Below are 13,831 nucleotides of genomic sequence, written 5' to 3'. Positions count from 1 at the left end.
ATTAAAGCAGGGGAGATAAGACCTCCGCAGTATCTGTTTCCTTGAAAGGAATATTTAAATTTTTAATAGTTTTTGCATCCAAACCTACGTTGCTTACTTCAATTGTTTAAGGCTATTTGAACCCATATGTTCGATGGTGAAACGCCAGTATTCATTTGATGTAGTTACGTAAGATGTTTCCGAAGGGATGTGTGCTGCCCGATTGGTAACACGTAAAATTGTGTTTTCTTGCTCTTCGATTGTTCTTAACAAAGTCACTATTAAGAACTGTGCTTTTCTCGTGCCGACAGAAAAAATAAATAGAAGACAAGTAATAATCGGTGTCATATCTAATTTTTTTGAATATTAATTTCTTTAAATAATTGGAAGTCAAAGTTCTTCCTTTATGTTTAAGTTTATGTTAAGGATATGTCAACATACGTTTTGACAACCGTATTAACCTTGTTACGAGCTTTGTTTATTGTAGAATAATAATCTTTAAGAGATGAAAACGTAGCTCAATTTCTTTCATGTCTTAACATTAACTTAACCTACAAGGGTTTACTTTGCTATAAAAAGTATTCAACATGCTAAAATTCATTCCGTTAGTCTTTTTCTTTTCCATAATATCTCAGAAATTAAATGCTCAGGTTGAAAATTTGCAAACTTTTTCTGGGCAGCAACAAAAAACGCCAATAGAATCTCTTGTTGAGTTAAAGAAAATTTATGCAAAGGCAGTAGAAAATGGCGATGCGGTTATGGAAGGTAATTGTCTGCAGCAAATGGGTAAAGTATGCTATCATCAAGGACATTTTAGGCAAGCGCTTGATTTTTTTTTAAAAGCAGACAAGATTTTTAGTACGAACGATAAACCCCTCTCTCTTGCCGCAAACCTTTGCGATATTGGGGTGCTTTATTATTACATCAAACAGCCAAATAAGGCAATGAAGAATTATTTGCTTGCACTCAACATTTACAAAAAGCAAAATGAACTAAAGGGACAGGCAACAGTCTATGGTCATATCGGGCAGCTTTACGAAAAGCGCCAAAAATACGATAGTGCATTTTACTACCAAAACCTCGCTTTAAAAGTAAATGCAAAAACAAACGATATCAGCGGCAGAGCAAAAATTCACGAAAATTTAGGAAGCATTTTTGAAGATTTGGAGAAATATGACCTCGCCGCCGAGCAGTTTAAAAACTCACTCAACTTGTATCAAAAATCGCACAACGAACTCGGTAGTATTGAGGTAATTAATAATCTAGGCGATATTTTGCGCAAAACAGGTAAGTACACAGAAAGTATAGCCGAAACGCAAAGTGCAATGAAACTTGCCAAAAAACTTGGTAACATGTATCAATTAGCTTCCTGCTGTAGAGACTTAGGTAAAGCATACGAACTCCTTAACCAAATGGACAGCGCTTACCATTATGTGAAATTAGGTTATTCATACACAATAGATTTATACTCCGAAGATGGGGCCAAACAAGTGGCTTTTTTGCAAGTGCTTTATGACATCAACAAAAAATCAAATGAGATTACACGTTTGCAAAATGATAAGAAAGTTAATCGAATTATTGCCTTTTCAGCTACAATAGTTGTTTTGTTAACTGTTGTTTTAGGATTCGCCATTTTTAGTCGGCAGCGCCTGAAGCTAAAAGACCAGCGAATGCTGGCCAAACATAAAGAAATTGAACACGATTTGACCAGTTTAGAGTTAAAAAACCTGCAATTAGAGGAGCAAAATCTAAAGCAACAATTGGAAGTTAAAACCCGCGAGCTTTCTACCCATACTTTAAACTTGATTAAGAACAATCAGTTTCTCGAAAACCTTCGAAATACGCTTCAATTGATGGTAAAAGACGATAAGCGTGATCAGAAAAAACAAATGAATCTGATTCTTGCAGAGATTAACCAAAGCTTTAACCATGAGCGAAACTGGAAAGAATTTACGCTGGCCTTTGAGCAGGTTCACCACCAGTTTTTAGAACAGCTGAAAAAATTTAGCAACGAACTTACATCTGCAGATATGCGCTTGATAGCCCTGCTCAAAATGAATCTGGATTCTACAGACATTGCAACCTTGTTGGGCATATCAACCGATAGCTTAAGGGTATCCCGATATCGGCTTAGAAAGAAGCTAAATTTGGCTCAAGGCGAAAATTTATCAGCATTTATCCAATCGCTTTAAGCGTTACATTCAGCCTGCTAAAATTACTTTTTTCAAAGGTTTATTCAACTTAACAATTTGTTAATGTAACGGTAATAAAAGCATAACGGAGTTTTTATTATGTTTTAAATAATTGAAAATCAATGTATTATATTTTTGTGTTGCTTTTATGTATATGGTACTGGTAACGATGTTGCCTTTATGTAACCCTTAAAATTTCCAGCTGTGATTTCGTGTTTACACCTTTGTTCAGTCGATAATAAAAAGACAATACCAAACAAATGAATAAACTTTTACAAATTCTGTTTTTTCTTATTTTTGTTGCAGGCACAGCAAATGCTACAAAAATAAAAGGTCACGTTTACGATAAGCAAACCGGAGAGGCTATTGTAGGTGCAACAGTAATACTGGAAAACCCCAAACGAGTAACCAATACCGGACTGGATGGCACTTTTGAGTTCAAGGGAGTTTCAACTGGTTCAGCAAAAATTAGTGTAAGTTATATTACTTACAAAACCATCACTAAAACCTTCACCATAGAAAAGGAAGATAATGAACACCTGAAATTCTATATGGAAAGTGATTCCAAAAGTTTAGATGATGTTACCATTAAATCAAATGCGGTAAGTTCTACCGATCAGGGTGCTCGCCGCTTAGAAAAAAATGCTACTCAAATCATGAACATCGTATCTGGTAGGGCAATTGAGATTTCTCCTGATTTAACCGTGGCAAACGTGATGCAGCGTATCTCTGGTGTTTCCATCGAAAGAAATAGTAATGGCGACGGACAATATGCCATACTTAGAGGTATGGATAAACGCTATAACTATACGCTGGTGAATGGAGTTAAAATACCAAGTCCTGATAATAAATATCGCTACGTTCCGCTAGACCTTTTTCCTTCGGATTTATTGGATCGACTAGAAGTTTATAAAACCCTTACGCCAAATTTAGAGGGTGATGCAATTGGTGGGGGAATTAACATGGTAATGAAGAATGCACCTGGTAAATTTCAATTGGATGCTAGCCTTTCTTCTGGTTATAGTCAGCTTTTTATTGATAGAAAGTTTGCGAGTTTTAATTCATCTGATATCAAATATAAATCGCCTTACGAATTAAATGGGAAAGGCTATAATGCAACTCAAAACGATTTCACGAAAGGAACATTAGATTATAAGTATAAAAATCCTGCGCCAAATTTAATCGGCAGTTTATCACTAAGCCAAAGGTTTTTAGATAATAAACTTGGCGTTGTTCTGGCAGGCAGTTATCAAAATACTTACCGCGGTAGCAACAGTACTTTTTACAACACCGCTGTAAATGGGACGGATGCTTATTCAGTTATCACCAGCAAAAGCTACAGGGAGTTTTCAGAGCAACAGCAACGTACTGGCTTACATGGAAAAGTAGATTATATATTCAATAAAAATCATCAGTTAAGTCTTTACAATGTATATGTAAACTTAAAAAATGAGCAGCTTAGAGATGCGGTAACCACAACTTATAATGGGGTTTATAATCCTACTTTAGGAAATGCAGAATTGGTTTACAATACCCGTAGCAGGTTAACCGAGCAGCAAATTTACAACAGTACTTTGCATGGCGACCACAAATTTTTTGATGAAAAATTTAAAGTGCAATGGTCGGCGGTATATTCATCTGCTAAAAACGATGTGCCGGAAAATACCAGTATCAGCTTAAATGGAATCGAGCAGAATTTTCAAAGCAGGCGCCTGAGTCTGGTAAATACCAATCCGGTTACCCACAGATGGGAACGCAATACAGATGAGGATTTAGCAGGATACCTTGATCTTACTTACCGTTTTAATTTAGGTGAAAATAAACTGGATGTTATGGCTGGTGGTTTATACCGCGATAAGCAGCGAAGCAGTTTCTTTAACAACTACAACCTTGCGCCATCAGCCGCTGATGCGAGCAAAATTTATGGTGTAGATTATCAAAATTATACCGATTTGAATTTGATTGTGAGCAACCCAACTGGCGCTGTCGCCAATGCATTAACTTATGATGCATCAGAAAAAATTACCGCTGGATACGGTATGTTCAAATACATCTCAGCTAAGCTAGAAGTTACTGGTGGCGCAAGGGTAGAGCATACAATTCAAGGTTATAATTTGCTCTTCCCTGCTGGAGAAACATTTCCAAATGGGCAGCAAGTATATACTGATGTATTGCCAAGCTTAGTGGCAAAGTACTTTTTAAGCGAGAAATCGCAATTACATGCATCCTACTATAAGGCACTTAATCGTCCAGGTTTTTACGAGATTGTTCCAGGTAAGGTGGTTAATGAAGAGTTTCAGGAACGCGGTAATCCTAATTTAAGGCGTGCACTTGCTGATAACTTTGATTTGCGATACGAGCTTTTTCCTGGCGCATCTGAGCAGCTTTTGGTTGGTGCATTTTACAAGAGAATTATAGACCCAATCGAATATACTTTTCAGGCTGATGCTACACGAGGACAAGACATTTACTACACGCCGGGAAACTTTGGTACAGCGAATAATTACGGTGCAGAAGTAGATTACATTAAATATTTTAGCAAAATAGGAGTTAAGGCGAATTATACCTACACGCATTCCAGAATTACTACACCAAAAACTACGAGAGTGATTAATCCGGCAACAGGTGATATACAAGCAGTTTCTGTTGACCAGGAACGCCCGCTTTATGGACAGTCGGAGCACATTGCAAACGTTTCATTATTGTTTAAGGATACCAAAAAAGGCTGGGATGCCCAGGTTGCAGGTGCTTACACAGGTCCTCGCATCAATACGGTTTCTCAATTCTTAAATAATGATTTATGGCAGGAGGGTTTTATTCAGATGGATGCCTCAGCAGAAAAAAGATTTAAAGGTGGTATTAGTGTTTTTATAAAGGCGAATAACATTTTAAATACACCAACTAAACTATTCATCAAAGGTACCAATCCGGAAAACAGCAAAATCAACGAGCAGTTGGTAGAAGATGGACGGACATTGGTTAGAAGTGATTATTACGGTCAGAATTATCTGATTGGTTTGAGATATAAGTTTAATTAATTAAGAATTTTAAAAGATAAATATGAAAGCGAATCAAATTTTCAAATTGCTAATTTTGGCGCTGATGGTGCTCGCAGGATGCGAAAAAGCTAATATCGATGTTGATACTACGGTGGTTGAAGGCTCTGCGATTGGAGAAGTTTCAGGCGTTTGGGCAAAAGGAAGTACACAAGTAATTAAAGGCGATATCATAATTCCTGAAGGAAAAACACTTACCATTGAAGAGGGCGTTACGGTGTTGATGGATACGGTGGCAAAACCAGAAATTATTGTTAAGGGAAATTTATATGCTTTAGGTACTGCAAATAATCCAATTAAATTTACCGTAAATGAATTTTACAAAACGGCTCAAAAAAAATTCGGCAAATTGTGGGGTGGTATTTTGGCTGGCCCAACCTGTGAAGAATTAGTGTTAGACCATGCAATTATCGAATACGCAGGCTCCACTACATCAGATGCTTCAACTTCTGTTAAGATGGGTCTTTATAAAGCAGTTGCTGGCGAAAATCTTCCGGCGCTATGGTTTTCAAATGCAAAAGGTAAACTTGTTGTACAAAATACAATTTTTAGAAATCTTCAGGAAGACTGTACCTACATTGAAGGTGGTAAAATTATTTTTGCCAATAACATTTTTTACACCACAGGCGTAACCGGCGGCGAAGCGATGAATTTTAAATCGGGTTGTTTGGCAGATATTGCTTACAATTTAATTTACAGCACAAACACCAATGCCCTAAAATTATCGAATACGGGAGATAAAACGCCGCAAGCCTACATAATTGCCTACAATAATACGATGGTAAATACGGGTTGGAGAAGACCTACAGCAAAAGGTGGTTCGGTTTGGATGGAAAGTACCGTTCGTGCTGATTTATACAATAACCTATTCGCTAATACCCGTTTTGGTGTAAAAAGAGATCCCAAAAAACCTGAAGATAGCCGCTCAACTTATAGCAATAACTGGTATTACGGCTACGACCAACTTACCGTTAACCAGTTTCAGCCAGGCTCTAATGATGTTATTGGTGGAAAAAACGATGTAATAAGCAAAGTTGCAGGTGCTAACGATCCTAAATTTGTTAATTATCCTGTAAATACTGCCGTGAGCAATGCTGATTTTAATACCTCATGGGATTTTCATCTCCAGGGAAATTCTCCTGCTTTAGGCAAAGGCATTACTAATTTTACACGTCATCACTCAATGGGCATTGTGATGAAAAATGGTATAACTTACACTTCTCCTGCTCCAGCTACTTTTGTTGGAGCTTATGGTACTAAAATTTAATATGAAGAATAAAAATTTAATAAACATTGCAGGAATTCTAATCTTAAGCCTTTGCTTTTCTTGTAATGGTATAGCGCAAAAAACTGACACCACAGCAGTAAAACCACTATATGTTTCTGATCCGGTAGATTTCGATACCGATGATCCGGCTATATGGATCAACCCTGCAGATCCTGCAAAGTCTTTAGTGATTGGCACCGATAAAGATGTCAAAGGGGGTTTATATGTATTTGATCTCAAAGGAAAAATCATATCATCAAAAACAGTTAGAGGTCTTCAAAGACCAGACAATGTTGATGTTGCTTATGGTTTGATGCTAGGCGGAAAAAAAACAGATATTGCGATAACCACAGAACGCTATACCCATAAACTTCGAATTTATTCGTTACCAGATATGAAGCCTGTAGATAATGGTGGTATTCCTGTGTTTGTTGGAGAAACTGAAGCAGAATTTAGAGATTTAATGGGGATATCGATTTATACAGCTCCGGATGGAAAAATCTACGCAATCGTTGGTCGTAAATCGGGTCCAAAAGAAGGTGGTTATCTATGGCAATATCAATTAAGCGATGATGGTAAAGGTAGTATTAAAGTCAATTTGGTAAGAAAATTCGGGAAATACAGCGGTAAGAAAGAAATTGAAGCTATAGCTGTAGATAATGAACTTGGTTATATTTACTATTGCGATGAACAGTTCGGGGTACGTAAATATTATGCAGACCCAGCTAAGGGAAACGAAGAACTATCTTTATTTGGGCAGGGAGACTTTACAGTTGATAATGAAGGTATAGCAATCTATAAAACCGCAGGAAATAATGGATATATTTTGGTTTCGGATCAAGGCGCAAAACAGTTGAAAGTTTACAGCAGAACAGGTAAAGTTGGGGCTTCAAATCTGCATCCATTACTAACCACCATAAAATACTCGGCCAACCAAACAGATGGAATTGATGTAGTATCAGTACCTCTAAATTCAGATTTTAAACATGGATTACTGGTTGCAATGAGCGATGATAAAACATTCCATTTTTATAGGTGGGAAGATATTGCTGGTAAAGCTTTAACGATTAATCCATAATCGCTAAAATGGTTAGAAAGGTTAAGGCGATCTGAATTTTTTCAGATCGCCTTTTTATTTTCTAAAGCTTTGGATGCTTCCGGTAAAAATTTCAAATCGAAGGCTATCTGAACTCATCAACAAGATAACCTCATTGCCAACAGTAAGATATTGGTAATTTAATATTTGAAGTATCATAATTTGTCAAAAATTAAATGGATTTTACGAAAATAGTATCGATGAATATCTACCAATCCAATTTAATTAAAGCTACCGCCTGGCGCTCTAATTCTACAGGAACAGATATTTCGCCTCCAGTTATATCAACCATCTTTTTTTGAACACATTTTAATTTAGCCGATTTTTTCAAAGTGTTAATTTGTGCTTGTGTAGGTTTGCCAGGTGAACCCATAGCTTTCCAAACTTCATAAGAATTACTGTTTTTACTGTCTATCAAATAGATGCTCATCATTGCTTTTGTTGAGGGCAGGTTATTTACCCTTAGCTTAAGTGTTTCACTATTACTTTTCTTATCATCATCATGATAATTCCAGGTCATGATTGCAATGGATTTTTCACTCTTGGTTGCCAATGCACCAATGTCTGATTGTTCTCCGCTTACACTTGATTTTAGCATGTCATCAAGTTCATACATTCGGTTACCTTGAACTGCTAAGCGCATATTACCCATTTGTCCAAACATTCTGAAAACATTTAACACTGGTTTTTCAACTCCATTGGTAGCTAAATCTCTAAATCCAAAAAACCAGGGTTGGTTTTCAAATTCAAACGCCCAAGATACTGCACCCAGAAAATTGACTTTTGTTAAATCGGCCAGCATATACTTTCTAGCAAATACAGCTGCGGTGTAACTAGAGTAGGCGGTACCATTGCGGTAAGCATTTTCTGGGTTGGTTGCCATTCCGCATGCGGCACAACCTTCGGGGTCTGATTCTCCAATTATAATGGGTAGATTTTTTGTATTAGGGTACGAAGCAGCAATCTTAAATCCAGTATAAATATCATTAAGCTGCGCGGCCATGTTCATTTTTACATACCCATTAACAAATTTTGGTGAACCTTTTGCATGGAAAAGAATGGCTTCTAATGGTGCACCTTTTTTTCCTGTTGCATAGTTTATGCCATTGGTACAATGTTCGATAAAATTATTAAGCCATTGCTGAGCGGTTTTACCTCTTGTCCCTGCGATGTTTGGTCCTCCAATTCTTGCAGTTGGCAAGGCCTGCTTTAAACCATCAGCAGCATAATCGTATAGTTTAAAAAATTCTTCCTGTGTACCTTTCCAATAATCTCCGTTTGGTTCATTCCAAACTTCCCAGTACCAACTTTCTACTTCTTTCTTTCCATAACGTTCAATAGAATGTTTTGCCCACTCGTAAACCAATGTGCGCCACTTGTTGTAGTCTTTTGGTGGATAAGCCCATCCTGTAATGATATCTTTATATGGGTCTCCAGGCTTCCAATGGTGTTTGTATGGTTGCGGATGAGTGGAAAGTGCCTCAGGCATAAAACCTATTTGCACTAATGGTTTCATCCCACGGCTAACATAACTATCAAAAATCTTATCAATAATTTTAAAATTATAAATCGGGTTACCATTAGCATCTTCTGTATAGGCATTGGTAGAACCCCATTTTAAATCAGGAATTCCATCTCCGGTAACAAGCAAACTATGCGTACGAACATAAACCGGGTTTTTGCTCGTAGCAGCAAGTTGAGTTAAAAGTTTTTTTCCATCCTTCATGTAAGTATAATTTGGTTCATCATAACCAAACCATGACCATACTGGTTTCATTGGAGCTATTTCTTTGTTAAAATCTACATCAATTGTAGGTTTTTGAGCAAATAGGCGAAATGGCAGAAGAAAAATTAATACCAGCGATAAGCATTTTATCGGTATTTCTTTAAACGGTAGTTGCATATTTTTTAGCTTTCTTCGGATGATTTATAGGTTAAATTAATCCAAACTTTGTAAAGCAAAAGTATTAGCATCGAAAGTAAAAGTTATTTTAAGCATAAAAATCTACTTTAAGATATTATTTACCTCAGCAATAAAACGCTCAACTTTCTTTGTGCTAAAAAAACTTTGAAGCACTATAGCTTCTTCTTTTTGGGTGCCAGGTTTTAAAAAGTAAACCTGCACATCTGTTCCTGAATATATGAAATTGGTAGATTTTCTTACAGTTTGTATACCATTAAAATCATCAAAAGAATAAGATTTATTGCCCAGCCCTGTAGGGTTGGTTCTGGTAAGTAAGCGAGTATTTTTATCAAATGTAACCTCTGTAAATCCTGCAAGAATAATAATCGGACCGCCAATCAGTGTAAAAATTAAAAAGCAAATTCTACCAATATCGTAACCATGACCTAGCCAGGCATTTGGTGTAAGTTCATGAATACCGATTGATAATAGTGTAAGTCCTAAGATAACACTTCCAACTTTATTCTTTTTTATGGTGTAAGAACCACCTTGTACATTAAAAAATTTATAGCTTTCAATGTTTAATGGCTTGAAATCATCAGGACCATCATGTAGCTCCAGGTAGCGGTGAATTGGTGTAATTACTTCATCTACAAATGCTAAGGCATTAGGGTCATCATTTTTTCCATAAGCGCTAGATACCAGTATACCTTTGCCGTACCGATTCTCTTTTTTGAATACTTTGTATTTGTAAGAACCTAATTCGGTAACCGGGTTAATGGCATATATACGAGAAAATGGAATGGAACTTATGGGTATAATACCAAAAAGTTTTTTGCGCATTATACCGCCGTTAATATCAAATTCTACCGATGTGCCGGCCCAGCCAACAAATAAAATTATTACAATTACCAATACCAAAAGCAATACATAAGATGATTCCAAAGTATTGTGTAAGTAATTGATGTAAACAAAATATCCTGCTGCAAAAATTATAGCAAGTATGGCGGCTAAAATATAGGAAAGGCCGTATGGATAAACAGTGATTCGATCTGGCTCAATTCTCCAGCGGGTTTTGGATAGGGATTTTAGTGACAAGGGAGTTAGATTTAGTTTTTAAATAAACGCTTATGGTTAATTTATCAAAAATTTTGATTTTTAACTTAGCTAAAGTTAAATGTTTAAAAAGATATATGAAATCTCTTCTTTGTTTTTTGAACTAAGATGCTAAAGAAATTGGTATAATATAGAATATCATCAAAAAGATACGGACTAAGTATTCTATTTACATCATAATTTTTCAATTCTTGCTTTCATCAAACGTTTGCGCATCATTTGTTTAGCGCCCTTTTTTATTTCATAAATAATTATAACCAAGTCAATGTAAATCTAAAGTTTTGGCATTAATTCTAATTTATGTTGATTGGAATCATTAATTACCAGAATAATTTTAGATAAAACAAAACATTGCTTATCAAACGTTTGCGCTTCATTATTTTATAAAACTTCGTTCTCATCCTCCTATATTGGACTATTCAAACTTTTATCAATCATGAATTCTAAACTTCAGTTGAATAGGTGTTTGGCAGAAATCCCTAAACCATTTCATACTGTAACCACAATAAATAAGCTAACCAAACTAACCACAACAATATGATAACGCATGTTAATATCTCGCAGACCAATTCGGTTGTCAGGATTAAAAACTAACTAATCTGTTTACCATAAAATAATTAATATTAAATAATCGATAAACCAGATTTACCTACCTAATATTTGTAGGAGGGCTAAATCAGAAACTTACCTGTAAAATTAAAATAATGGAGCGTAGAGAATTTATTAAAAACAGTACAATTGCTGCTGCCGGTGTAACCATTTTACCCACCGGAAGTTTATTTGCATCGAGTGACTCTTCAAAAGTTAGGCTTGGATATATTGGCGTTGGAGCCCGAGGTATGAGTCATATATCTGAAGGAGCACTTCGTGATGACGTTGAAATTGTTGCGATCTGCGATACGCAAGAGCGTTCACTAAAAATTTGCAGAGCGTTTATTGCAAAAAAAGGCAGACCTGCAGCTGTTGAATATACTGGCAGTGCAGATGCTTATAAAAAAATGCTGGATAGGAAAGATATCGATGCAGTTATTATCGCCACGCCTTGGCAGTTTCATAAAGAACAAGCTGTTGATGCAATGAAGGCGGGTAAATATGTGGGTTGCGAGGTAATTGCTGGTTTAACCGTTCAAGATCATTGGGACATAGTAAATACATCAGAAAAAACAGGCATGCCTTACATGACTTTGGAAAATGTTTGCTATCGCAGAGATGTTATGGCTGCACTAAATATGGTTAGACAAGGTGTGTTTGGAGAGTTAATTCATCTTGAGGGAGGTTATCAGCACAACCTAAGAAATGTATTGTTTAACAATGGTAAAGATTACTATGGTGGAGGAGTAGAATTCGGGCCAAATGCTTTAAGCGAGGCACAGTGGAGAACTCAATTCAACATCGACCAAGATGGCGATTTATATCCAGCTCATGGAGCAGGACCAGTTATGCAGTATGCCAACATCAACAGAGGAAACCGTTTTACCAATTTGGTTTCGTTTAGTTCCAAAGCCAGAGGCTTGGCTGCTTATGTTGAAGATTTAGCTCCCGGACATCCAAATGCAAAAATCAACTATAAAAATGGCGATGTTACCACAACTTTGCTAAACTGTGCTAATGGAGAAACTGTGCTTTTAAGCCACGATACACATTTACCAAGACCATATTCTATTGGTTTCAGAGTGCAAGGTACCGATGGTATTTGGATGGACGTAAACAAATCCATATACATCGAAAAAGATTCTAAAGGAGATGATAAATGGCAGCCAGTAAAAGAATGGTTTGATAAATACGACCATCCACTTTGGAAGAAATATGAAAAAGATGCACTGGGTGCTGGCCACGGTGGTATGGATTGGTTTGTATTTAATGGATTTATACAGGCTGTTAAGCTTAAAAAACAAACGCCGATTGATGTATATGATTCTGTAACGATGAGTGTTATTGTTCCGCTTTCTACAAAATCACTCAAAGAAGGAAATATGCCGCAAAAGTTCCCTGATTTCACAAAGGGTAAGTGGAAAGAAAGAAAAAACACTTTCGCACTTGATGATAGCGGCTTTTAATATAAATTGTAGATCGATAAAATTTAAGGTGTATAAAAAATACCTGCAACACAAATAATAAGTTAATGATTGAAGAAGTTTTAACAGCTTACGGGTTAAACGCAGAAAAGTGTGAAGTTGCTGCTTTTGGTAACGGATTAATAAATAAAACCTGGAAAGTTTCTACAGGCAGCAAACAATATATATTACAAAAAGTAAATACAAATGTATTTCAGTTTCCTCAGCTTATTGCAGAAAACACGTTGATGTTAAAAGATTATCTGGATAGGATTGCACCACAGTATTTATTTATCGCCCCATTAAGAACAATTACTCAAGCCACACTTTTTGAAAAGGATGGAGCCGTTTATAGGCTCTTTCCTTTTGTTCAAAACTCATATACTATTGATACCGTTACCGAGGCAAAGCAGGCCTATCATGCGGCAAAGCAATTCGGTAAATTTAGCAGAGTTTTAGAAACCTATAACCCTGAAAGTTTAAATGTTACCATTCCTGATTTTCATAATCTTAGCCTAAGGAAGCAACAATTTTTTGATGCATTGAAAAGTGCAAACCATCTTAAGTTAATTACAGCAGCAGAAGAGATTAATAAAGCAAAAGACTTCCTTTGGATTGCAGAAAAATTTGAAGAATTAACCGCTGATAAGAAATTAAAAACCAGGGTAGTTCATCACGATACCAAAATAAATAATGTGCTTTTAAATATCGATACTGATTTAGGAATTGGTGTTATCGATTTGGATACCGTTATGCCAGGTTATTTTATCAGCGATGTTGGTGATATGATGAGAACATATTTGTCGCCCGCTAATGAAGAAGAAACGTTATTGGATAAAGTTATTGTTCGAGATGATGTGTTTTTAGCGATTTATAAAGGCTACATGGAAGAAATGCGCCGAAGTTTAACCAATGCTGAAAAGCAATTATTTATTTATAGCGGTCAGTTTATGATTTATATGCAAGCCCTTCGATTTTTAACAGATTTTTTGAACAATGATATTTATTATCCTATTTTCCATCCAGAACACAACTTGATGAGAGCTAAAAATCAATTGGTTTTACTATCAAAATACACACAATCTATTGCCAAATTCGAACAAATTATTTATGATTATGAGCAGGAATTAAAACTTCAGCGTATTTAAATTTGACAACCTAGGCTTAG

10 protein-coding genes are annotated in these 13,831 nt (G+C 36.1%); 6 read left to right on the top strand and 4 right to left on the bottom strand.

The genetic code is table 11. The features are described 5' to 3' along the window. Nucleotides 1-93: 93 nt before the first annotated feature. The gene (locus D7004_RS20490; protein WP_148042781.1) at nucleotides 94-327 is read right to left on the bottom strand and encodes a hypothetical protein; all 234 of its coding nucleotides are present in this window, start codon (nucleotides 325-327) and stop codon (nucleotides 94-96) included. A 239-nt stretch (nucleotides 328-566) separates the two neighbouring features. Here D7004_RS20490 and D7004_RS10125 point away from each other — a divergent pair, with 239 nt between their 5' ends. The 4 genes from D7004_RS10125 (at nucleotide 567) to D7004_RS10110 (ending at nucleotide 7,572) form a co-directional block, all read left to right on the top strand. Continuing rightward, nucleotides 567-2,171 carry a tetratricopeptide repeat protein gene (locus D7004_RS10125; protein ID WP_123205750.1) on the top strand — a complete coding sequence of 535 codons (1,605 nt, stop codon included), beginning with the start codon at nucleotides 567-569 and terminating at the stop codon, nucleotides 2,169-2,171. Between the two features lie 260 nt (nucleotides 2,172-2,431). Further along, entirely contained in the window at nucleotides 2,432-5,209 is a 2,778-nt protein-coding gene (locus D7004_RS10120) for a TonB-dependent receptor (protein WP_123205749.1), read from the top strand. A 22-nt stretch (nucleotides 5,210-5,231) separates the two neighbouring features. Then, nucleotides 5,232-6,494: a right-handed parallel beta-helix repeat-containing protein gene (locus tag D7004_RS10115; protein ID WP_123205748.1), complete on the top strand. Its 1,263-nt coding sequence runs from the start codon at nucleotides 5,232-5,234 to the stop codon at nucleotides 6,492-6,494. A 1-nt stretch (nucleotide 6,495) separates the two neighbouring features. Then, nucleotides 6,496-7,572, top strand: a complete 1,077-nt coding sequence (locus D7004_RS10110; protein ID WP_123205790.1) for a phytase — start codon at nucleotides 6,496-6,498, stop codon at nucleotides 7,570-7,572. 54 nt (nucleotides 7,573-7,626) lie between these two features. On the opposite strand, the gene D7004_RS21145 is transcribed toward D7004_RS10110, so the two are convergent. From D7004_RS21145 to D7004_RS10100, 3 genes are all read right to left on the bottom strand, one after another. Then, nucleotides 7,627-7,749 (bottom strand): hypothetical protein, encoded by a 123-nt coding sequence (locus D7004_RS21145; RefSeq protein WP_279634747.1) that lies wholly within the window; start codon nucleotides 7,747-7,749, stop codon nucleotides 7,627-7,629. Nucleotides 7,750-7,798: 49 nt separating this feature from the next. Then, entirely contained in the window at nucleotides 7,799-9,493 is a 1,695-nt protein-coding gene (locus D7004_RS10105) for a GH39 family glycosyl hydrolase (protein ID WP_123205747.1), read from the bottom strand. A gap of 102 nt (nucleotides 9,494-9,595) precedes the next feature. Continuing rightward, the gene (locus tag D7004_RS10100; protein ID WP_123205746.1) at nucleotides 9,596-10,591 is read right to left on the bottom strand and encodes a hypothetical protein; all 996 of its coding nucleotides are present in this window, start codon (nucleotides 10,589-10,591) and stop codon (nucleotides 9,596-9,598) included. Between the two features lie 722 nt (nucleotides 10,592-11,313). Between D7004_RS10100 and D7004_RS10095 the strand changes: the two genes are divergently transcribed. Both D7004_RS10095 and D7004_RS10090 read left to right on the top strand, forming a co-directional pair. After that, nucleotides 11,314-12,666 carry a Gfo/Idh/MocA family protein gene (locus D7004_RS10095; RefSeq protein ID WP_123205745.1) on the top strand — a complete coding sequence of 451 codons (1,353 nt, stop codon included), beginning with the start codon at nucleotides 11,314-11,316 and terminating at the stop codon, nucleotides 12,664-12,666. Between the two features lie 65 nt (nucleotides 12,667-12,731). Continuing rightward, nucleotides 12,732-13,811 carry a phosphotransferase enzyme family protein gene (locus tag D7004_RS10090; RefSeq protein ID WP_123205744.1) on the top strand — a complete coding sequence of 360 codons (1,080 nt, stop codon included), beginning with the start codon at nucleotides 12,732-12,734 and terminating at the stop codon, nucleotides 13,809-13,811. The last annotated feature ends 20 nt before the right edge of the window (nucleotides 13,812-13,831 follow it).

Source organism: Pedobacter jejuensis (assembly GCF_003725795.1).
GTDB lineage: Bacteria > Bacteroidota > Bacteroidia > Sphingobacteriales > Sphingobacteriaceae > Pedobacter > Pedobacter jejuensis.
The sequence above is the reverse complement of the archived record's forward strand: the minus strand, read 5'-3'. Positions and strand labels throughout refer to the sequence as shown.

Excerpts from the sequence above, each read along its gene's own strand:
- D7004_RS10095 (WP_123205745.1), top strand. The coding sequence starts at position 11,314 with ATGGAGCGTAGAGAATTTATTAAAAACAGTACAATTGCTGCTGCCGGT.
- D7004_RS10110 (WP_123205790.1), top strand. The coding sequence starts at position 6,496 with ATGAAGAATAAAAATTTAATAAACATTGCAGGAATTCTAATCTTAAGC.
- D7004_RS10125 (WP_123205750.1), top strand. The coding sequence starts at position 567 with ATGCTAAAATTCATTCCGTTAGTCTTTTTCTTTTCCATAATATCTCAG.
- D7004_RS10115 (WP_123205748.1), top strand. The coding sequence starts at position 5,232 with ATGAAAGCGAATCAAATTTTCAAATTGCTAATTTTGGCGCTGATGGTG.
- D7004_RS21145 (WP_279634747.1), bottom strand. The coding sequence starts at position 7,749 with ATGATACTTCAAATATTAAATTACCAATATCTTACTGTTGGCAATGAG.
- D7004_RS10090 (WP_123205744.1), top strand. The coding sequence starts at position 12,732 with ATGATTGAAGAAGTTTTAACAGCTTACGGGTTAAACGCAGAAAAGTGT.
- D7004_RS20490 (WP_148042781.1), bottom strand. The coding sequence starts at position 327 with ATGACACCGATTATTACTTGTCTTCTATTTATTTTTTCTGTCGGCACG.
- D7004_RS10120 (WP_123205749.1), top strand. The coding sequence starts at position 2,432 with ATGAATAAACTTTTACAAATTCTGTTTTTTCTTATTTTTGTTGCAGGC.
- D7004_RS10105 (WP_123205747.1), bottom strand. The coding sequence starts at position 9,493 with ATGCAACTACCGTTTAAAGAAATACCGATAAAATGCTTATCGCTGGTA.